18 protein-coding genes are annotated in these 21,256 nt (G+C 62.9%); 10 read left to right on the top strand and 8 right to left on the bottom strand.

Annotation, left to right across the window (positions count from 1 at the left end; genetic code table 11):
• The first annotated feature begins 446 nt into the window (after window positions 1–446).
• The 3 genes from C1927_RS02175 to C1927_RS02165 are packed head-to-tail and all read left to right on the top strand — an operon-like array spanning window position 447 to window position 1,901.
• Window positions 447–815, top strand: coding sequence for a hypothetical protein (locus C1927_RS02175; protein WP_108745810.1), 369 nt, complete (start codon window positions 447–449; stop codon window positions 813–815).
• A 38-nt stretch (window positions 816–853) separates the two neighbouring features.
• Complete coding sequence (locus tag C1927_RS02170; RefSeq protein WP_108745809.1) at window positions 854–1,078, top strand: hypothetical protein; 225 nt, start codon at window positions 854–856, stop codon at window positions 1,076–1,078.
• Window positions 1,079–1,109: 31 nt separating this feature from the next.
• Window positions 1,110–1,901 (top strand): hypothetical protein, encoded by a 792-nt coding sequence (locus C1927_RS02165; RefSeq protein WP_108745808.1) that lies wholly within the window; start codon window positions 1,110–1,112, stop codon window positions 1,899–1,901.
• A gap of 24 nt (window positions 1,902–1,925) precedes the next feature.
• Here the strand turns inward: C1927_RS02165 and C1927_RS02160 are convergent, their stop codons facing one another.
• On the bottom strand, window positions 1,926–2,519 hold the full coding sequence (locus C1927_RS02160) for a hypothetical protein (RefSeq protein WP_108745807.1): 594 nt from the start codon (window positions 2,517–2,519) through the stop codon (window positions 1,926–1,928).
• Window positions 2,520–2,669: 150 nt separating this feature from the next.
• Here C1927_RS02160 and C1927_RS02155 point away from each other — a divergent pair, with 150 nt between their 5' ends.
• Window positions 2,670–2,885, top strand: coding sequence for a hypothetical protein (locus C1927_RS02155; RefSeq protein ID WP_108745806.1), 216 nt, complete (start codon window positions 2,670–2,672; stop codon window positions 2,883–2,885).
• A 45-nt stretch (window positions 2,886–2,930) separates the two neighbouring features.
• On the opposite strand, the gene C1927_RS02150 is transcribed toward C1927_RS02155, so the two are convergent.
• From C1927_RS02150 to aceE, 4 genes are all read right to left on the bottom strand, one after another.
• The gene (locus tag C1927_RS02150; protein WP_108745805.1) at window positions 2,931–4,238 is read right to left on the bottom strand and encodes an McrC family protein; all 1,308 of its coding nucleotides are present in this window, start codon (window positions 4,236–4,238) and stop codon (window positions 2,931–2,933) included.
• A gap of 3 nt (window positions 4,239–4,241) precedes the next feature.
• Window positions 4,242–6,881, bottom strand: coding sequence for an AAA family ATPase (locus C1927_RS02145; RefSeq protein ID WP_254051527.1), 2,640 nt, complete (start codon window positions 6,879–6,881; stop codon window positions 4,242–4,244).
• A 294-nt stretch (window positions 6,882–7,175) separates the two neighbouring features.
• Entirely contained in the window at window positions 7,176–10,052 is a 2,877-nt protein-coding gene (locus C1927_RS02140) for an NACHT domain-containing protein (protein ID WP_159095271.1), read from the bottom strand.
• Window positions 10,053–10,134: 82 nt separating this feature from the next.
• Window positions 10,135–12,822 (bottom strand): pyruvate dehydrogenase (acetyl-transferring), homodimeric type, encoded by a 2,688-nt coding sequence (gene aceE / locus C1927_RS02135; RefSeq protein WP_108745803.1) that lies wholly within the window; start codon window positions 12,820–12,822, stop codon window positions 10,135–10,137.
• 638 nt (window positions 12,823–13,460) lie between these two features.
• On the opposite strand from aceE, the gene C1927_RS02130 reads away from it, so the two are divergent.
• Window positions 13,461–14,027 carry a PadR family transcriptional regulator gene (locus C1927_RS02130; RefSeq protein WP_108745802.1) on the top strand — a complete coding sequence of 189 codons (567 nt, stop codon included), beginning with the start codon at window positions 13,461–13,463 and terminating at the stop codon, window positions 14,025–14,027.
• Between the two features lie 66 nt (window positions 14,028–14,093).
• On the top strand, window positions 14,094–14,891 hold the full coding sequence (locus C1927_RS02125) for a siderophore-interacting protein (protein ID WP_108745801.1): 798 nt from the start codon (window positions 14,094–14,096) through the stop codon (window positions 14,889–14,891).
• Between the two features lie 203 nt (window positions 14,892–15,094).
• On the opposite strand, the gene C1927_RS02120 is transcribed toward C1927_RS02125, so the two are convergent.
• Window positions 15,095–15,925: a hypothetical protein gene (locus C1927_RS02120; RefSeq protein WP_108745800.1), complete on the bottom strand. Its 831-nt coding sequence runs from the start codon at window positions 15,923–15,925 to the stop codon at window positions 15,095–15,097.
• A 142-nt stretch (window positions 15,926–16,067) separates the two neighbouring features.
• Between C1927_RS02120 and C1927_RS02115 the strand changes: the two genes are divergently transcribed.
• Entirely contained in the window at window positions 16,068–16,469 is a 402-nt protein-coding gene (locus C1927_RS02115) for a hypothetical protein (RefSeq protein ID WP_108745799.1), read from the top strand.
• 335 nt (window positions 16,470–16,804) lie between these two features.
• Here C1927_RS02115 and C1927_RS02110 read toward each other — a convergent pair whose 3' ends face one another.
• Both C1927_RS02110 and C1927_RS02105 read right to left on the bottom strand, forming a co-directional pair.
• Entirely contained in the window at window positions 16,805–17,515 is a 711-nt protein-coding gene (locus tag C1927_RS02110; RefSeq protein ID WP_079220406.1) for a YceI family protein, read from the bottom strand.
• Window positions 17,516–17,598: 83 nt separating this feature from the next.
• A complete protein-coding gene (locus C1927_RS02105) occupies window positions 17,599–18,189 on the bottom strand; it encodes a malonic semialdehyde reductase (protein WP_108745798.1) in 591 nt (196 codons plus the stop codon).
• 126 nt (window positions 18,190–18,315) lie between these two features.
• Between C1927_RS02105 and C1927_RS02100 the strand changes: the two genes are divergently transcribed.
• The 3 genes from C1927_RS02100 (at window position 18,316) to C1927_RS02090 (ending at window position 20,763) form a co-directional block, all read left to right on the top strand.
• Window positions 18,316–19,275 carry a mitochondrial fission ELM1 family protein gene (locus C1927_RS02100; RefSeq protein WP_079220404.1) on the top strand — a complete coding sequence of 320 codons (960 nt, stop codon included), beginning with the start codon at window positions 18,316–18,318 and terminating at the stop codon, window positions 19,273–19,275.
• 114 nt (window positions 19,276–19,389) lie between these two features.
• Complete coding sequence (locus C1927_RS02095; RefSeq protein WP_079220403.1) at window positions 19,390–19,944, top strand: queuosine precursor transporter; 555 nt, start codon at window positions 19,390–19,392, stop codon at window positions 19,942–19,944.
• A 231-nt stretch (window positions 19,945–20,175) separates the two neighbouring features.
• The gene (locus tag C1927_RS02090) at window positions 20,176–20,763 is read left to right on the top strand and encodes a hypothetical protein (RefSeq protein ID WP_159095270.1); all 588 of its coding nucleotides are present in this window, start codon (window positions 20,176–20,178) and stop codon (window positions 20,761–20,763) included.
• Window positions 20,764–21,256: the final 493 nt, after the last annotated feature.

The raw sequence follows: 21,256 nt of genomic DNA, 5'->3' as shown, positions 1-21,256 counted from the left end.
ATGGGGCTGTCGTGATTGGGCTTACAAGAGTTTGTAAATCGGGCATTTCTATGTGCATTTGGGTGGCAACTTAACAACGGCGGAAACCATTGCCCTGCAAAGCATTCGGGCGATGGACAGCATGCAACAATGCCGTAAGCGTCAGCACTTGCGGCCTCTTCGGACTGCGGCTTCTTGGCATCCCGCTGCCGGGCGAGTAAACCTTGGCCTGCCACCTCAAACGGGTGGCGCGGGCGTCGAAAACCCGCTGCTCTATAGCGATGTGTAAGCGCTGGTCAGCCGGCGTCACCTTCGGGTGGCGTCGGCTGACAATCCGTTCGCGTTCTATGGCGGGCGGTGCGTGGGGGTCTTCGGGCCCGCCGGATTCGCTATAGACCGGTTTTCGAGCCACGCATCGCCCGCCACCTTATGGGTGGCCCTGCTGTCTTTCTGCATGGAGCATTGCCATGAGCGCAACGAAAGCCCCCGTTCTGAAGATCCAACCCGAACCGGCCATCGACGATCACGAAGAAGATCTGTCCCCCGATCCCAACAGCTTTGTCGCCACGCTGCGGCGCATTGGCGCAGGTGCCGCCGCCGATGGGCAACCGTGGCCCGAGCTGCACCTGAGCCTGGGGCGCCGCATGCAGATGGCCGACGCGGACTGCGCCCTGTGCGGCCTGCGTACGGTCGCCGAGATGGCGCTGGCTGGTGAGCGCTCGCGGCAGAACGGCGCGCGGGAGGATTGCCTGGATGATCGCTCGATGGAGGGGCTGTTGATGGCGGTGTTGTCGCTGACCATCTTGGCTACTGAGCGGGCGCAGGGGCGGGTGTGACTGCACGTAGCTGATTGCGTTGCGCGGAGGGGGCTGACATGAGAGGCGAACGCGTTCGCGGGCTCACGTTTGAGGCGCTGGTGGGCTTGTTGGAGGCGGGTGGCTTTGTTGGGGAGCAAAGCAACCCGGTAAGGGACCGCGGCATCGTCGTGGGGAGCGATGCCGCAACGACTCGCTCGGCGGAGGAGATGCTGATGGCAATGGTCGCGTTGAACGTGATGGCGCTTGAGCGTGCGCCGAGGCAGGTTCGGGAAGCTGCATAGTCCTCACGTTGGTCCTGCAAAGGGGTTTTCCATGAGCGGCTCACCTTCTTACCGGCATGGCTTCGTTGCATGGGTGATCGCCTTGGCTGCCACCGCCTGTGCACCGGAGCCATCTCAGGGCATCGATGACGACATCCTTGCCTTCATGGTGGACCCCGACCGGCCACGCATGGTGGAAGGCCGCAGCTACTCCACGCAGCCGGTGGCGGCGGACGTAGGCCCGCGCCGTTTCACGTTCCCCGCCAATCTGTTCTACAACCAGATCGGCCCGTTTCCTGATGGCGGGGTGATGCTTGCCGTGCTGTGGCCGAATCTGGAGGCCGCCGCGCCGGGCGACTTCCCCTTTCGGACGGTGGAGGATGGCTTCCGGCAGGTATCCATTGAGCTGCGGTATGTGGGCCACGCGCGGACGGGCGATTATCTGGCGCCGCACATTGGAAGTGGCTGGGCGCAGAACCTGGCGGAGCGTGTGGTGCAGCCGCTGCGGTTTGGGCTGACGCCGTATGCCATCGAGCATGCGGCGGGGGCTGGTGACGCACAGGCGCTGGAGCCGGATTGGTATGTGGTTCGCGGCGGGGATGGGAGGGTAAGGACGTTCATCAGCTGCGATGCCGCGAAGGTCGTGACTGATGGACTGGTGATGGGATCGCGGACGCTTGTACGGTCTGGAGAGGACCGGATCGCGATGTGCCGACATTCCATGGTGGATGTGGAGAGCGGGATCGCTGTAGAGATGAACTACGCGCGGGTGATGCTGGTTGAATGGCAGCGGTTGGAAGCGGCTGCGGTGGGGCTGATGCGGCGTTATGAGGTGAGGGAGTGAGCGGGCAGCTCGGATTCAGCACCGCTACTTCATGCCAAGCCAGCGTTCGAGAGCAGGCGCGCCGTTCTTGAGCAGAGCAGACCAATTAAGACAAAACACCGCAGCTGCGGCGCAAATAGCGACCCAAAGCCAGTAGGCGAACGACGCCCGATAACCCATATGGCTCGATATCAGAACATAAGCAATAAGGGCTGCAGCCATGCCAAAGGCGAAGTAGCCTACGAAGAGAGCGATGGCAATTCCGCGCCGAACTGCGGGAACCCCGTACCACCGCCTCTCCCAACGTAGCTCACCGCTTGCGTCGTCCACATCAATTAGGGGCCAGGCGTCAGCAACCTCCTGAATCGCGCGCGAGGGCTGATCAAGCTTTGACAGACGACGAATGATAGAGACAGGCAAATGGGCGCCAAACTGATGCCTGATACACGCCGAAAGCCAAAGGTCATCCTTCTTGTCGACCTCCTGAAAAAGTTCGAGGAACTCCCGCCGAGCAGACCCTCGGGTTTGATGTAGTCCCGCGAGCGCCTTGAAGATCAGTACCAGCACGGCGCATATCGCCAGCGGCACTAACAACTGTCCGCCGTGCAGCTCTATCAAGCGATTAACGATGCCATCCATGGTGCCCCCTGTAGCCGATTCCACTTGGGCAAGGATCTACGATTGCCGTGACGGCCGCAATGGATGGAGGCGCGCTAGCTTGCGCCCCGCTTACCGTCCCACTTTATGAGACTTCCCTACGCCATTCTTCCCTGCCCCAGGAGGAAAATCATGACCAAGATCGACAGTGAGTGGCTGAAAGCCTTTGATGAAGCCCTGCTGGCCCTGTTTGCCATCAACCACAGCGACGCCGGCATGGATGAGTTCCTGCTGGGCTGCTACGCGGACCTACCTCCGTGCGATGCGGCGCTGGCATTCGGCGAGGACTACGACTTGGACCGCGATGATGCTTTGTGGCCACGGCTTGGGCTTGAGCGCCAAAGCTGAGCCGCGATAGCTACGCCTCGTCTGCCAGTAGGGCTGTATGAGGCGTTATGAGGCGAGGAGATGATCTTGCTGGCGCAGTTCCGTGTGAGGACGCCACGCATCCGGCGTCATCAGCAGTCCACGCTCTAGATCAAACGGCAGCACCCAAAGCTGTAGCTCCGCACTGAAATTGAAGGCGGGGAGTGGCTGCGCGAATCCTGCATGATGCGGATAGACCAGCGCCATTTGCCCCACTCCACTCAGGTAGCGTTGCCCGTAAGCAAACATTTGGTAGAAGTCGGATTGTTTGAGCCCGTACTTCTCGCGCGCGTCGCTGGCCGCTGCATCCAACACTTTCCACTTCGTATCAAGTACGCGGAGCTCATCGCCACGTCTCAGCAGAAAGTCTGGAATCAGATTGAACCAGCTTGCCTCACCATGACTGCAAAGGTACTCCGACGCTGCACCGCCCACCCGCCACTCCGGCGCGAACTGACGGGCTAGGCAAACGCCCACGTAGCGCTCAAACAGCCGCTCCATGGGGAACATCATGCTTGGGCTGCGCCAATCGCCTGCCAGTGCCAAGGGGCTCTGGCCCGACAAGATTAGCTCGCACAGCGGGCGCACTTCGCGATAGTGGGCCATCAGCCGGTCACCGCCCCAAGCACGCAGATCGCTAGCCACCTGGGTACTTCGTGGCACGCTGGCCATACGCGTAGACAGCTCCTGGGCAAGCCTCCAGGTTCCCGCGTTGCGCGTACGCGCGCACACGCGGTCCAGGGCGACGCGCAGCAGCCTGTTCTCGGGCCTGTCCTCGCTAAACACATCGTGCTCGATGTTGAACACATGGGCGCGCGTCGGCGACTGACGGAGCTGCCGCGAGATATCCAAGCGACCACGCAGGAACAGCTGCTCCTCGCGAACCCGGGTGTAGTCGAAGCGAAGGCCGCGTTTCAGCAGTTCATCCAGCGCGCCGATGAACCTTCCCATGACCCATTCACTCAAGGGCATATCGAACAGGGTCACATCGGCCGGACTACCTTCCCTCGGTGGAATGTCCAGAACAGTGCACAGCATGCGGCGCAGCAACCGCCTTGCGCCGAGTGCATCATCCGCATGTGCAACGTGCTTCGGTAGCACCTCCAGCGTAGTGCCGTCGGGGCATTCCATGACACCCACATACTGGTCCAGACGCAGCCAGCGTGCGCCATCGCGCTGCATGAGCGCCGCCCCACCCGCTCGCAAGCGCTCGAACTCAGCACAGAGCCAGTCAAAGGAGGCCTGCGGCAAGAACGCGGCATCCAGCCCCTCCTGCCGCGCGCCGCTTTCTGACACGCCGATCCGCGCATACTCGCGCACAGTCAGCACGGCCATCGGTCAGTCCGCCTGGCCGACGAGAATTCCCCTGTAACTGGCTGCCTGCTCGAACGCTGCCTCATGGATGTACCAGTTGGCAGTGTCAGGCGCGAGCTGAGCCTCCGGGACGAACAGACGATTCAACTGCAGCTCGCGCTGGCGCAAGAAGCGCTCACCCTGGGGCTTAGCATCGTCGTTCAGCACCCAAGCGATGCGACGCCAGTCTTCGAAGAAGTACTCCTGTAGCAGCGGCAGAATGCGCAAGCGGAACGCCTCAGCCAGCCCCGGAAGATCCTTAGCGCCCATCAAATAGGCGTGGCCGATCAGGTGGTCCCTGCCGAGCAGCACTTCGATACGAGTGTTTAGCGTCCTTAACAGTTCACCCACGCGAATACCGTCGACGTCCCAATCAAGGAGCTCCGGCTGGGGCGGCATCTCGATGAACCGGAAGCGCCGGCGCAGTGCTACGTCCATCGCAGCCAGCGAGCGGTCCGCAGTGTTCATGGTGCCAAGGAGGTGCAAGTTGGCTGGCACAGCAAAGTCTTGCTTGGAGTACGGCAGGCGAACGGACAACGCTTCACCCATGCCCTGCCGCTTACTGGGCTCAATGAGGGTAATAAGCTCGCCGAAGATGCGGGCAATGTTGCCCCGGTTAATCTCGTCGATGATGAGCACGTAGGGCAGGTCGCTATGTTGCGCATCGATGCAGAGTTCGAGGAAGACCCCGTTCTCGACGCCATACTCGAGCGCACCGCTTGTGCCTGCACGCGCTTTCAGGCCCTCCACGAAGTCCTCATAAGCGAAGCTCTGGTGGAAGGTGACGAAGCGGATACGCCCTTCTTCATGCAGCGCATCGAAGCGTTGCTTAAGCGTGGCACGCGCGCCAGCACCCTGGCCCTTGGTGGCAGCCAGCAACTCCGGATCGAGGATCTCCAGAGCCTTATCCACCACACCGTAGGTCTTGCCGGTACCGGGCGGGCCATAGAGGATGGTGTTGGAGGGAGCGTGCATCACCGGCATGTCGTCATCCTGTTCCACAGCTTCATCTTCTTGTTCCTCAGCCTCTGCACCGTCGCCCTGCTCATAGGCGATGGCTACCCAGAGGAAGGACTGAACATCGATCATGTCTGCGGGCGGCCAGCCGTCTTCCGACAGCCGATCGGCGAGGCGGCGAGACAGCACACGGATGCGCTCCCACTCTTCGCCAGTCATTCCGCCCTTGCGGAAGTCGAAGGTGGGATCGAGCAGCCCCAGGGCGCGGCGCATCTGGCCCGTCTTGATGAAGAAGTAGCGCTCGGAATCTTCGAGCGTGAGCAGGAGGCTTGAGAGCGAGCGCTGGCCAGCAGCCTGTAATGGCGGACTCAGGTTGGACGAGGATTCGTTGAAGGCTTCCAGCGCGGCGACGCCGCCTTGGCCTGCAAGCAGTGAAAGAACGGCGTCGCCCAGCGATACTCGGTCGTCCTCTGACAACTCGGCCAACTGCGCGACGATTCTCCAACCGACGACATTCTGAGGCTGCGGGTTCTCAGCACCGACACGTACTCGCAGGAGCTTGATCAGTGCAGACCACACTTCGTCTGGCTGCTTACTGACTAGGGCCGGACGCAGGATCGCCCCGTACTGCTCTACCAACTGCCGCTTGTAGCTGGTTTCCCGCAACAGGCGCTGGTCGTTAGAGAAGCCGGTGAATCCGGGGAATCGTGCTAGGAAGCGCTCGCGCAGACGTACATAGCCGAGCTCGAACGTGTCTCGGCTGCCCTTGCGCGCCTCAATTCGATACTGCCCATTTGTTTCTTGAATGATGAGCAGCGAATCGCCTGCCGCTACCCCTAGGCGTCTAAAGGCAGGCGCAACCCTTGCGCGGATTCGGGCTGAGCCCGGTCCACTGGCGCGCAGGTCGGAGGTGATCTGATAGCCATCTGAGAACGTAAAAGTGGCTTCTCTTCCTGACGCCACATCTGGACGGCCGAGCATGGCTGCATCGAAGCCTGACCAATTGGGGTCCACTGAGATGTAGCCGTTGCGTATGGCGCCATCGGTGAGCACGACTTCGTAGGTGAGCGGGCCAGTCGCAACAGTGGGCGTAGCGGTAGCGAAGGAACATGCAGCCGCTGGCGGCAGAATCTTTCCGTCACTCTTCAGCCGTACCTGGCGCGCAGAGAACTCGCTTGGAGAGAGGCTAGGGCGCCACTGCAGGATCTCGGTCAGGCTATCGCCATGACCGGATTCAATGTCGACCGCAGCGAACAGGCATGTAACAGGGTGCTCCCCGTCCATCGCCACGAAGTCGAGCCTTCCGCAGTAGACGAATGGGACCGCATTGGAGGCGCCGCGGACCTTTGCTCTCATCCGCGCGAACAGATAAGTGGGCGAGCCGCCGGAGATCCTCCGGATGATCGGGGAGTTTTGACTGTTCCTGTTCTGGCTTTCCCAGTAGAAGTCGGTGCCGTCGAAGACGTCGAGATAGCTGGCCTCCCCTTCCTTCTCGAGTGTGACGAACAGCAACACGGCGTTCCCGAGCTCCAGGATGCCGTCGGCCCAGGGTGTTCCATAAATTTCCGTTGGAACAGGCAGCCCGCCCAGTTGGGCGACATCTTGACGAGAGTGCTCGGAACCGATCCGAAATCCATCCATTTCGATCGATGAGTTGATGCGCCCCATATTAGGTTTAATCCGTTACATTACGCTCCGCAGCGTATCGTAGCGAAAGCGCCCCTTTCGAGACAACTTTTGTCGCAGAAGCCGACTGGGCGAAGTCCGATACAAGTTCGAGGCCCGACGCCATCCTGCCGCGACGTGTCGAATGGCCACTGGATCTTGCCGATACTAGGTGGATTAAAAGTGGAGGACGTCAACGTCAGAAAATAAGAGAAAGCGACTATCCGCATTTCTCAAAAGTACAGATGTGCGATCCTCTTAACGCAGAGGATCGCCCCACCCAATTCGACACATGACTTAAGTGCTCAGCACCGCTTTACGCTTACTAAACTCAGTTAGAAGCACGGAAGCACCAGACGCGACATCCGAGTCGGCCATATCGGACCGAACTCCTTGATTTCCTGACCGCGCCAGCAGCTTTTCGGAGAGCAGCGTAATAGTCCTCCTCAAGTCAGGGTCAGCGATATTCTGTTGAGCTGTCGCCTCGGCGCAAATTTCGAATATATGACCTCGACCAGCTTTCGCAATCACTGCAGATCTAAGCGTCTTTCTGGTTGCTAAAACTGCCCGCGCCTGCTTCATTGCACGGGACTCCATCCACCATATGAACCGCATGCCGCCTACAGACATAAGTGCCGTACCGACTACCGATCCCAATGTTACAACCTCAAAATCCTTTAGCCCATCTAGAACATTTACATATTTAGACAGCCAAAGTGCAAATAGGCCCGGCAAAAGGATTACGCCGACCACCATGGCAAAAGTTACAGATGACAGCAAAAGCGTCCTGTAGTCTACAGAGAATGAACGCACCGCATCTCGGAAAGATATTTTCCGTGAAAGCGAAATTTTCTGAATTCTTATATGAGTGACTAAGAGATTTGTCGCACAGGCGAGTAGCAATCCCAGCGCCGCTAAGTGCACGTAGGCGGGAAGCTCCGCTCGCTCAGAGAACATAAAGAAAGCCGCCACCGAGATTACAGGGGCCATATTTACCGCAAGCATAACGGATTTAAATCTCTCATAAGTAGACCTCTCCTCCAGAGGATTTCGACGCATCAGCCCACCCAGTCTTTCCACAATCCGCATTGGAAAGACTAGCGCTCGAGCGTAGCTGTGCTGCTTGCGTAGAGACTTCGCTCGGTCCACGCAAACGGCCACTTCATATGCCGGAGGGAGCTCGGCTGATAGCGCCTCCCATTTCAGCGCATCCATATTTTTTGTCGCAGTAGCGATCTTTCGCGCGACTCTTTCTCTTATCCACTCCGCGGCCTCGACACTTGGCAGTGTTGCGAATTGACAAGACGATATCGCCTCCTCCTGCAAAGATCCAACACCTGACTGACGGGCATATTCCATCCGTGAGGAATGAGCTTCTGCACGCCCGGCCCCGCCAAGCCTAATAATCATGAGCCTATCAAAAAGATCGCCTCTACTCCAAAGAGGAGCGAACAGCTTCTCAACCACATCTTCGGATTCTTCCCACGCCCGCGAAGGATTGAATGTTTTTACATCCACCATAATTTTAAGAAGATGTAACAACACATCATTCCGCCAATCATGAGTTCGCGTCAAGAAGCCTGAGACACGTTCCTCATGGAGCTTTACCCCGGCAATTTTCAAACGCAGCAACTTGGCGACTTGCGCCACCAGAGGGGTTTCCCTGTCTAGATCGATAGATTGAAGAATCGCCACCACATACTCGCGCCAGCGCGGATTTGAGAGAAGCTCATTCTCGTCAATTACGGTCGGGTTCTCCGTTAAAAATCTTGCAAATATTGCTTCGTGATAGCGCCTGTGGGAGAAAGCAAATCGCCGCTCTTTTCTTGAGGCATTCGCGACATCCATCCGCCCGACCTTTACATACGTGAGAGCTTCAATAATTTTCTCAGTGCTATCACCAAGGATCCCACTCTTCTTTGAGTAAGCGTTTATTTCATCGATGGATGGAGAAAGCCCCATCTCGGGTGCAAACGCGAAGATTCGCGATAGCTTTGCCGCACCTTCTTTCATCTGCCCAGGAGTCAGCCCCCATCGCCCCTCTACGTATTCTTCGTCACGATGACAAAGTGACTCTACGTGACGGTAAAGCAGTTCATGCTCATTCTTAGGCGCAGAGCTGTGCTCTCTCACATAGCGACAGAGAAGAGTCAAGAATAGAGGATTTCTATAGGTGGAACTACGCGAGGTTGAGAGTGCTCGGAGCGAAATTCTCTTCTGCTCCTTCGAAAGAAAGGTATTTGAAATCAATTCTTCTTGCAGCAACTCGCTTAGGGGTAAAATTCGCAGCTTTGGCCAGACGATCCCCTTTGGACTCTTATATTCTCTGGAAGCGAGAACACCTCGACATTGCCCCAGCCCGTCCATGAATTGCTGAATAGCTCTACCGAACTTCTCAACTTGTGCGTCTTCATTGGCCGCATGAAGAACTTCCGGAATTTCATCAAACGAATCAAATAAGAAGAACCATCCGCCATTCTCGTTGAAGCTTCTCCAATTCTCCTTCAGGTAGTCAGCAGTGTCCGCATCTCCTCTTCGGACATTGTCGATAACGAAGTTCTTCACTCGAGTTGCATCTATCTCCCCGTCGATCTCTAGTTCTCTTAAATTAATGTAGAGCGGGATCGGCTCATACATTTTCTTTGAGCGACGCGCGCGCTCTATCATCTGAACCGCCAAGTGACGAAGCGCCACGCTTTTACCAGCGCCCGGGTCGCCAGTGAGGAGCAAGCATCGCTCTGCGCTACCATCAATTGCACCTATCAGTGAGGTCTCTCTTCTCTGTCCGTGTGAGCGACGCTTTCTTATACGGTGAATGAATGATGCGTAGTAGCCGCCATCGATCTGAACTTCAGCTTCTAAGTCAGTGAAATTCTGATCGTTCCAAGCCTCGGCCTTACCAATAGCAGCGAGGTCGGAATTTATGACGGATAGGAATTGCTTCCGTCTCTGGATATGTTCTTTATAAGCTACGCCGCCTCTTATACCTTCAGCGACCGTGCCAAATGCTCGGTGCAGCGCCCCAAAGCCCTTTGCGATGACTTTGCAGAAATCGGTCACCGAAGTTGCCACAAGAAAAATTAGTAACAGCATTATTGCGATAGCTAGATATGTATCATTAGCTGCCGCTTCACGTAGATCACCGACCCACTTAATCAGTTCTTTGAGATCCATCTCCCCACCCCCTGTGGCTGACAGTATTAAAAAAAGAGGCGACATTAAAGTCGCCTCTTTTCGGTTCATTGAATTATTTTAATCAAACCCCAACAGGATTAGCCTTCTCCGGATCAATCTTGTACTGCTTGATCGCCCGGGCCACGTCCTTCCCGGTCATCTTCCCGTCCTTAGCCAGCGCCGCAATCGCGGCATGCGCGATGTAGTACCGGTCAACCTCGAAGAAGCGACGCAGGTTCGCACGGGTATCCGAACGGCCAAAGCCATCCGTACCCAGCACGGTGTACGACATCGGCACGAACGCGCGGATCTGGTCCGCATACGCACGCACGTAGTCGGTGGCGGCGATCGCCGGACCCTGGCGGCCTTCCAGCAGCTCGGTCACGTAGGCCTTGCGCTGTTCGCCTTCCGGGTGGAAGCGGTTGGCACGCTCGGCATCGAAGCCATCGCGGCGCAGCTCGTTGAAGCTCGGGCAGGACCAGATGTCGGCGGTCACGCCGAAGTCCTTGTCCAGCAGCTCGGCGGCGGCAATCACTTCACGCAGGATGGTGCCCGAACCCAGCAGCTGCACGCGCAGGTCGCCCTTCTTCGGCTTGCCGGCGTCGGTCAGCAGGTACATGCCCTTCACGATGCCTTCGGCTGCACCTTCCGGCATTTCCGGGTGGGTGTAGTTTTCGTTCATCAGGGTCAGGTAGTAGTACTCGTCTACCTGGTCTTCCATCATGGCCTTGGTGCCGTGCTGCAGGATCACCGTCACTTCGAAGCCGAAGGTCGGGTCGTAGCTGCGCACGTTCGGGATGCCGCCGGCCACCAGGTGGCTGAAGCCATCTTCGTGCTGCAGGCCTTCACCGTTCAGCGTGGTGCGGCCGGCGGTGCCACCCAGCAGGAAGCCGCGGGTACGCATGTCAGCGGCCTGCCAGGCAATGTCGCCCACGCGCTGGAAGCCGAACATCGAGTAGTAGATGTAGAACGGCAGCATCGGCACGTTGCTGACCGAGTAGCTGGTACCGGCGGCCATCCACGAGCTGATGGCGCCCGGCTCGCTGATGCCCTGCTGCAGCACCTGGCCGCTCTGGTCTTCGCGGTAGAACATCAGCTGGTCGGCGTCGACCGGCTTGTACTTCTGGCCGAACGGCGCGTAGATGCCGATCTGGCGGAACAGGCCTTCCATGCCGAAGGTACGGGCTTCGTCGGCCACGATCGGCACGATGTGCGGGCCCAGTTCCTTGTCGCGCAGGGTGATGTTCAGGCTCTGCACGAAGGCCATGGTGGTGGAATAGCTGCGCTCGCCGCTGCTCTTCAGCAGGCGCTCGTAGGTTTCCAGCTTCGGTGCATTGAAGCTCTTGTCGGCCTTGCGGCGGCGCTGCGGCAGGTAACCGCCCAGGGCGCTGCGGCGCTCCTGCAGGTACTGCACTTCCGGCGAATCCGGGCCCGGGTGGTAGAACGGCACCTGGCCATCGGCCAGCTGCGCGTCGGTCACCGGAATGTTGAAGCGGTCGCGGAAGTGGCGCACCGCTTCGTCGTCCAGCTTCTTGGTCTGGTGGGTCGGGTTCAGGGCCTCACCGGCGCTGCCCATGCCGTAACCCTTCACGGTCTTGGCCAGGATGACGGTCGGCATGCCCTTGGTGTTCACGGCCTGGTGGTAGGCGGCGTACACCTTGTGCGGGTCGTGGCCACCACGGTTCAGGCGCCAGATGTCGTCGTCGCTGAGGCCGGCGACCATCGCAGCGGTTTCCGGGTACTTGCCGAAGAAGTGCTCGCGGGTATACGCGCCGCCGAAGGCCTTGCAGTTCTGGTATTCGCCGTCGACGGTTTCCATCATCAGCTTCTTCAGGACGCCATTGGTGTCCTTGGCCAGCAGGGCATCCCAGTAACCGCCCCACAGCAGCTTGATGACATTCCAGCCGCCGCCACGGAACACGCCTTCCAGTTCCTGGATGATCTTGCCGTTGCCGCGCACCGGGCCGTCCAGGCGCTGCAGGTTGCAGTTCACCACGAAGATCAGGTTGTCCAGGCCTTCACGGCCGGCCAGGGCGATGGCACCCAGGGTTTCCGGCTCGTCGCTCTCGCCGTCGCCGATGAAGCACCACACCTTGCGGTCGGACTTCTCGATCAGGCCACGGTTTTCCAGGTAGCGCATGAACTGCGCCTGGTAGATGGCGGCCAGCGGGCCCAGGCCCATCGACACGGTGGGGGTCTGCCAGAAGTCCGGCATCAGCCACGGGTGCGGGTAGGACGACAGGCCACCGCCGTCCACTTCCATGCGGAACTTGTCGAGCTGTTCTTCATTGATGCGGCCTTCCAGGAAGGCACGCGAGTAGATGCCCGGGGCGCTGTGGCCCTGGATGAACAGCAGGTCGCCCGGGTGGCTGTCGCTCGGGGCGCGCCAGAAGTGGTTGAAGCCCACGTCGTACAGGGTGGCGCCGGAGGCGAAGGAGGCGATGTGGCCGCCCAGGTCGCCCGGCTTGCGGTTGGCACGCACGACGGTGGCCATCGCGTTCCAACGGATGATCGAACGGATGCGCCATTCCAGTTCCGCGTTGCCCGGGCTCTTGGCCTCCAGCTGCGGATCGATGGTGTTGACGTATTCGGTAGTGGGAGAGAACGGCAGGTACGCACCCGAACGACGGGTCAGTTCCACCATGCCTTCCAGCAGCTGATGCGCGCGCTCGGGGCCCTCGACATCAATAACGGCCTTCAACGACTCGATCCACTCCTGGGTTTCCACAGGATTGGTGTCGTTGTTCAGCACTTCGTTCAACCAGTTCATTAGCGCTCCCATTACCGCACGCACGCGCGCGACTGTTGTATAGATTTCTAGACCGCAAAGTGTAGCGCACCAAGGGCTTTCGTCGTTTGGCTACGCTGCCGTATGGATGCAGGCGGCCAGTGTCCGCAAGGCCTGTCCCGGGCCAGCGGGGGGCGGGACAGGCGGCCGCAACCCTCTGTTTTTTCCGCCGTATCGGCCTGCGCCGGCTGTCGTTTCCGGCCAGCTGCGTCCACGTGCAGGACGCAGTGTTACCGCCACGGATGACCGTAGTGGGGCAGCCCGGGCCCCGGGTAAGGCTTGCCTGACGGTGCGCGGCTGAATTTCTGACAACCCGTCGCGTCTGGCTCTGGACCGGGGCGGCCGCAGGTGCGCACTTTGGCCGCGAGCAGGCCCCTTCCCGCGGTTCGCCGCTTGTCTGCCCGCCCCGGAGCACCGGGGCACCCCCGCAGCCGCTGTTGCGTGGCCTGGCACGGATGCCGGGCCACGCAATGGTGGCCTGCAGCGCGCGCACGCCCTGCCCTGTGCCCTTGCCCTGCCTGGCCCCGTGGCCGAAACCGCACATCGGTCTGGCCGAAACCGTACTTGTCCGGCTCGGCTTATCGATATATCGTTTGCACACTCGTTACCGATATATCGAAATGGCCCGGACCTCTACCGCCAAGGTGCGCAAGGAAGACGATGCACCCGCCGTTCCCCGCCGCAACGGCCAGCCCCGCGTGCTCAGCCGCGGCGACCTGCGCCTGCTGGTGCTGGCGCTGATCGGCGAACAGCCGCGCCACGGCTACGAGCTGATCCAGCACATCAGCGGCTTGTTCATGCAGGCCTACACACCCAGCGCCGGCACCATGTACCCGCTGCTGGCCAGCTTCGAGCAGGCCGGCTGGGTGGCCTCGGAAGAAGAGGACGGCCGCCGGGTGTTCCGCATCACCGCCGCGGGCGAGTTCGAGCTGAAGGTGCAGCGCACCCAGGTGCGGCTGGCCCAGCGCCGCGCCTTCGACCGCGCCCGCGAGATCACCAAGGCCTCGCTGCCGCCGCCGCTGGCCGCCGCCCTGCGCGAGTTCAAGCAGGCGCTGGTGCGCCACCACGGCCGCTGGAGCGAAGGCGAGGCCGAAGCCGTGGCCGCGCAGCTGTCGCGTGCGTCTGCCCTGCTGAACGGCGCGCTGGGCGATGCCCCCTACCCCGTTACCCCGACCGAGCCAGACTGACGCCCGCCAGGTCGTTCCCCCCTTCCACGCGCGCGACCCCGCGCGCCTACCTGCACAGGTACTGCAATGACCCAACATGAAAATTCGCGCCTGCGCCTGGATGTGCGCTTCCGCCAGCTGACCGTGCTGCGCACCGAGACTGTCACCCCGCACATGCGCCGCGTGGTGCTGGGCGGCGCCGATCTGGCCGGTTTCGATTCGCCCGGCCCGGATGACCACATCAAGCTGTTCTTCCCCAACAGCAGCGGCGAGATGGTGCTGCCGGTGATGACCGCCGAAGGCCCGCGCTACCCCGAGGGCAAGGAGCACTCGGTGGCGCGCGATTACACCCCGCGCTGGTGGGACCACGAGGCCGGCGAGCTGGCCATCGACTTCGTGCTGCACGACCAGGGCATTGCCGGGCCGTGGGCCGAGCGTGCGCAGCCGGGCGACAGCCTGGCCATCGGCGGGCCGCGCGGCTCGTTCGTGGTGGCCGACGATTACGACGCCTACGTGCTGATTGGCGATGAAACCGCACTGCCGGCCATCGCCCGCTGGCTGGACGTGCTGCCCGATGGCGCCGAGGTGCAGGCGTACATCGAAGTGAGCGACGAGGACGAGCGCCAGGACCTGCCGCAGTACGAGAACGTGCGCATCCACTGGCTGGAGCGCAATGGCTTCCCGGCGGCCAGCAGCACGCTGCTGGAAGACATGCTGACCGACTTCGAAGCGCCCGACGGCGACACGTTCTACTGGATCGCCACCGAATCGCGCCGCGCGCGGATGATGCGCAAGTTCATCGAAGGCCACCTGGGCATGCCGCGCGATTGGATCCGCTCGACCGGCTACTGGAAGGCGCACCCGGACGAAACCGACGGCGATTGATGTCGCTTGGGGTGGGTGCGGACCGTTGGTCCGCACTGCCTGCCCTGTAGAGCCGAGCCCATGCTCGGCTGCTTTACCGGCAAGCCGAGCATCGGCTCGGCTCTACAAGGGCGGCGCTACCCGGCGCACCCGGACGGAACCGACGGCGATTGAGGCTCGGTGGGTGAGAACCAGGTAGTGCCGGCCGCTGGCCGGCAACCTCATCAACCCTCAGCCGGATCCTGCAGTTGCCGGCCAGCGGCCGGCACTACCGTGCTGGGCATTGCCCGGCGCACCCAGCCGAACCGGTGCGCGGCCCAGATTTCCAGCCCCATCAGCAGCACGATGGCCAGCCACGGCAGCAGCAGCCCGAAGTACACGCCGGGCATCATGCCGTTGATCTGCGCCTTGACCAGCCGCACCACGCCGCGCGTGTGCAGCAGCTCGTCCACCTGCATGGTCAGCGCCTCGCGCACGACCTTGGGCTCCACGCCCACCACGCCGGCCTTGTCCGCCAGGGTGTCTTCCACCAGGCCGCGCAGCACGCCTTCACGCACCTTGCCGATGACCCAGCCGCTGGCGCGCCCCATCTGGCCCTCGCCCAGGCGGTCGGCCATCGGCAGCGGGTGTTCGCTGAGGTAGGCCGACGCCACTGCATCGGCGATATCCCCCACCGTGCCCTGGCTGCGCAGCGCCTCGCGCATGCGCGGGTCATCCAGCGAATCGGTGAAGCCGTGGCTCCACGTGCCCACCAGGGTCTGCAAGTGCGGCTGGAAGTGGTCCAGCTGCTTGAGCAGCGCGCGGTGTGCACCGGCGGTGAACCCCAACTGCAGGCCGAAGAACGCCGTGCCCAACGGCAGCAGCACCATGTAGCTGGCCAGCAGCCAGTGGTGCCAGCGCCGTTGCCGATGCAGCCAGCGACGACGATGCAGGGCATACCAGAGGCCCAGGCCGGCCAGCAGCCCCAGCAACGTGCCCAGCACGCTGCCCAGGGCCAGGTCGAACACGCTCAACCCGGCCCAGAATTCGTTCAACCAATACTGTGCTTCCTGCATGGTGTTGCCTTCCGTGGTGTGAAACAGCGGTCCATTGTAGGGCCGCGCCGATGCCCGGCTGCTTTGGGCTCGGCGCTACAGGAACGCGTTGCAACGTTCTCTGCCACAATCGCGCTCCTTCCCTGCACCTGTGAGGCCCTCCATGGGCAAACTGACCCTGGCTGGCGTCGACAAGCTGCGCACCCGCTTTGCCGATGACGCGGCCTGCGATACGGCCCTGGACGCCTTCGCCGACCCGGCCGCCCTGCGCGCACCGCTGCGCGAGCTGCTGGAGGCCGAGCACCGTTTCCTGCAGGCCGAATTCGAAGTGGCCCAGGTGGCCGACATCTTGCGCCGCGACCAGAAGTACGCGCCGGCGGGGCGCCCGTCGGTGCATATCGTGCAGCTGCGCAAGCAGCAGGCGGCCACCAAGCAGGCTGCGCTGATTGCCCGCAACGTGGTGGCCCAGGCCGCACAGACCTTCGCGCGCGCCAGCGGCATGACGGTGAAGGCCAAGCAGAGCCCGAGCGAAGCCTGCGCGGCGTGGCTGATTGCGCTGCGCTGAGGGCGGTAGTGCCGGCCGCTGGCAGGCAGGATTGCGGATGTCCCGGCGGGGTTCTGGAAGCAACGACGGGGTAGAGTCGACTGTTAGTCGACTAACGCGCGCAGCGCGGGATCTTGGCGCACCGCGAAGAGCAGTCGACTAACAGTCGACTCTACCGAAAGCAGGTTCCCGCGCAGACCTGACCGAAAGCAGGTTTCCGTGCAGGCCCGCCCCAAAGCAGGGTTCCGTGCAGGCCCGCCCCAAAGCAGGGTTCCCGCCCAGGCCCATCCCCCCAAAAAAAAAGGCCCGCTTTTCAGCGGGCCTTCTGCCTTCTCACGACGAGTGAGCGGGTTACATCAAGCGGCCGGCTTTTCGCCAGTCGCTTCGGTGGTGATGCGGATGTTCACTTCATCGCTGACGTTCGGGGCGTAGGCGCCGACGCCGAAATCGCTGCGCTTCAGGGTGGTGGTTGCATCGAAGCCGGCGGCCGGGACCTTGGCCATCGGGTGCTCGCCGCCGCCGTTGACGGTGACGTCCAGGGTGACCGGCTTGGTGATGCCCTTGATGGTCAGGTCGCCGGTGACGGTCAGCTTGTTGGTGCCGGCCGCTTCAACCTTGGTGCTCTTGAAGGTGGCATCGGCAAACTTGGCGGCGTCGAAGAAATCGGCGCTCTTCAGGTGTTCGTCGAACTTGGCGGTGAAGCTGTTCAGGCCGCTCAGCGGCAGCTTCACTTCCACGGTGGACTTGGTCACGTCGGCGGCGTCGTACACCAGGGTGCCTTCGGCGTTGCCGAAGTGCGCGCTCGGGTGCGAGAAGCCGAAGTGGCTCCACTGGGCCAGCACGTCGGTGTGGCTCGGGTCGAGCTTGTAGGTGCCCGAGGCGATCTGGATCGCTTCGGCGGCCGGGGCGGCGGCAGCGGCGTCAGCCGACGGGGTGGCGGCAGCCTGCTCGGTGGCCGCCGGGGCGGCAGCATCGGCGGCCGGGGCAGCGGTGTCGGCCGGCTTGGAGCAGGCGGCGATGGCCAGGGTCAGGGCCAGCGGCAGCAGCAGTTTACGGGTGGCGCTCATCTGAGGAACTCTCCGGAATCGTAGGGTGGGTACAAGGTGCAGCAGAGGCCGCCAAGGCGGCGGCCCGAAACCGATACAGCGACTTACGCGATGCGCGCCGCTTCGTCGAACGACAGGCGCGGCAGACGGGGGAACAGGCCCGAGGGGTCACCGTACCCCAGGTTGACCAGGAAATTCGACTTGATGTTGGTGCCGGCGAAGAAGGCTTCGTCGACCTTGGCGTTGTCGAAGCCGGACATCGGGCCGGCATCCAGGCCCAGCGCGCGTGCGGCCAGGATCAGGTAGGCGCCCTGCAGGCTGCCATTGCGGAACGCGCCTTCGTGGCGGCCTTCACGCGGGCCGTCGAACCAGGCCTTGGCATCGGTGTGCGGGAACAGGTACGGCAGCTTCTCGTGGAAGTCCTGGTCGAAAGCGACGATCACGGTGACCGGTGCGGCCAGGGTCTTGTCGTGGTTGCCTTCGGACAGCGCCGGGGCCAGCTTGGCCTTGGCTTCAGCCGACTTCACGAACACGAAGCGCGCCGGGCTGCCATTGGCGGCGGTCGGGCCCCACTTCACCAGCTCGTACAGGGCGTGCAGCTGGGCGTCTTCCACGGGCTTGTCGAGGAAGGCGTTCTGGGTACGGGCAGTGCGGAACAGCTGGTCCAGTGCAGCAGCGTCGAGCGCGTGGGACATCGGTGGATCTCCAGGGCAACAAAAGGGAGTGAGTGCCCGCGGGCGACGCGGGGCGAAACGACGATCAGGAGTGTAGAGTGTCGCGACTGTTGCAACACCCAGCAGGGCTGAAACGAATTAATGCCAATGGTGAAACGATCGAGCGCGCCGTGGACGGTCACTGACGGCCGTGCCGGCAATGTCCGCCAGGCGGTCGCGCTGGCCTCGGCGCTGCGCCAGGGCACCCACCGCCCGCTGGTCCTGCAGCCCCGTGCGCCGTGGCGCTGGCTCTCGCCGCGGCGCCTGCCCGGGGATGTGAACGGCTACGGCGAGGACTTCGCCGAACTGGCCGCGCAGGCCCCTGCGCTGGCGATCGGCTGTGGCCGCCAGGCCGCCGGTGCGCTGCGCGTGCTGCGTGCGCGCGGCAGCCGCACGGTGCAGATCCTCGACCCGCGCCTGCCCTCGCGCCATTGGGATCTGGTGGTGGTGCCCGAACACGATGCCCTGCGTGGCAGCAACGTGCTGACCCTGGTCGGCAGCCTGAACCCGGTGGACGATGACTGGCTGGCCTGGGGCCGTGCGGCGTTTGCCGGTTTCAGCACCCTGCCCGGCCCGCGCACCGCGCTGCTGGTGGGCGGGCCGACACCGCTGGCGCCGTGGGACGAGGCGGCGATGGTGGCCGTGTTCGACGCACTGGCCGAGCAGATCCGCAGCGAAGGCGGCAGCCTGCTGGCCACCACCTCGCGGCGCACGCCGCCGGCGCTGGCCGAGATCCTGCGCGCAAAGTTCGCGCATCTGCCGCATGTGATCTGGGGCGACGGCGGCGACGGGGTGAACCCGTATGCCGGCCTGCTGGGCTGGGCCAACCGTGTGGTGGTATCGCCGGATTCGGTGAACCTGCTCTCTGAAGCCAGCGCCACGCGCATGCCGGTGATGGTGGCCCTGGCCGGCACCGCGCAGGGGCGGCTGGCCCGCTTCCAGCGCCAGTTGCATGAACGCGGGCGACTGCAGGCGCGCTGGCTGGACTGGCAGTACGACCGTATCGAGCCGCTGCGCGAAACCGCGCGGGTGGCGGCGGAAGTGCACGCGCGCCTGTCGCTGGGGTAGTGCCGGCCGCTGGCCGGCAGCCCCTTCGCTCCCGCCACCAGGTTACGGGCGGTTTTGGCTTTGCCGGCCACCGGGCGGATAATGGGCGATTCCCTCGTCCTCCCCTGGCTCGCCATGTCCGTGCGTCCTGACCCTGTGTTTGCCCCGCTGACCCCGCGCGCGCTCGTGCTGGCAGTGCTGGCCATGGGCGCAGTGGTGCTGCTGTCCAACGTGCTGGTGCAGTACCCCATCAACGACTGGCTGACCTGGGGCGCGTTCAGCTACCCGGTGGCGTTCCTGGTGAGCAACCTGATCAACCGCCGCTTCGGCCCGGGCCCGGCCCGCCGCGTGGCGTGGATCGGTTTCCTGGTGGCAGTGGTGCTGTCGGTGTGGGTGGCGACCCCGCGCATCGCCATTGCCTCGTGCTCGGCCTTCATCGTGGCCCAGCTGCTGGACATCACGGTCTTCGACCGCCTGCGCCGTGGCAGCTGGTGGCGCGCACCGATGGTGGCCACCACCTGCAGCGCGACGGTGGACACCACGATCTTCTGGTCGATCGCCTTCGCCGGTTCTGCGCTGCCGTGGGTGAGCTGGGCCGCAGGCGACCTGGCGGTGAAGCTGGCCATCGGCGTGTGCCTGCTGGCACCGTTCCGCGCGTTGCTGTGGAAGATGGCACCGCTGGCCCGGTAGGTGCCGACCGTTGGTCGGCACGATCCTTCAGAGTTCATTGCCGCTGACAGAGTGTGCCGACCAACGGTCGGCACCTACCAACAGCGGGGCATCGCCCGAGCGTTGCTCTGGTGGGTGCCGACCGTTGGTCGGCACGTCGGCACCTCGGCACGCTGGACACCGCCGCATCACCTGCCCCACGCTGTGCCGATGGAGACGGATGCTGCTTACAAGATCGCCGTGGAACGGCATGTGCGCGAACACCTCACCGCCGTAGCAGCCCAGCACGAGGGCCTGCGCGCACGCGGGCTGGGCCTGGTACTGCGTGACGGCCGCACCGAGATCGCCAGCGTGTCGCTGCAGCCACTGCGCGGCGCAGGTGGCTGGGCAGCGACCCTGACGGTGCAATGCCCGCAGGCGCTGGCGTTCTGCCAGCAGTGGGCCGATGGCACGCCGACGACGTTGCTCAATCCACAGCTGCTGATGGCCACCACATCATCCGGTGGCGGCATGCCGGGTTTTGCGGACCAGAGCGGCGCCATCGTGCGCGCCGGCACCCGCGACGCCGACGCGTTGGCCCTGCACCTGGTCGAGCGTCTCTCGGCCAACGGCCTGGTCCGGGCGCTGGCATGGCGTACTGCATCGCTCTCCCTGATCGACGACGTGGTGGCCCACGCCGCGTTCTATGCGTGGCCACTGCAGACGGTGCTGTACATCGCCCACCGCAACGGCCTGCACGCCGATGACCCGCGCCTGCACGATGCCCTGCAACGCCGCGCGATCATGCGCCGCGGGCAGCGCGATCGGGCGTTGGTGGAACAGGTGTTGCCCGCCCGATAGGTGCCGGCGCTGATAGTGCCGACCATCGCTCCGGTGGGTGCCGACCGTTGGTCGGCACGATCCTTCAGGGTTCATCGCAGCTGACAGAGTGTGCCGACCAACGGCGGGCCTCGCCCGATCATTGCTTTGGTGGGTGCCGACCGTTGGTCGGCACGATCCTTCAGGGTTCATCGCAGCTGACAGAGTGTGCCGACCAACGGCGGGCATCGCCCGACCATCGCCCTGGTGGGTGCCGACCGTTGGTCGGCACGATCCTTCAGGGCTCATCGCGGCTGACAGAGTGTGCCGACCAACGGTCGGCACCTACCAACAGCGGGGCATCGCGCGGCCATTGCTCCGGTGGGTGCCGACCGTTGGTCGGCACGATCCTTCAGGGTTCATCGCAGCTGACAGAGTGTGCCGACCAACGGTCGGCACCTACCAACGGCGGGCATCGCCCGGCCATTGCCCTGGTGGGTGCCGACCGTTGGTCGGCACGATCCTTCAGGGTTCA

The sequence above is a fragment of the Stenotrophomonas sp. ZAC14D1_NAIMI4_1 genome (assembly GCF_003086775.1).
Taxonomy (GTDB): domain Bacteria; phylum Pseudomonadota; class Gammaproteobacteria; order Xanthomonadales; family Xanthomonadaceae; genus Stenotrophomonas.
The sequence above is the reverse complement of the archived record's forward strand: the minus strand, read 5'-3'. Positions and strand labels throughout refer to the sequence as shown.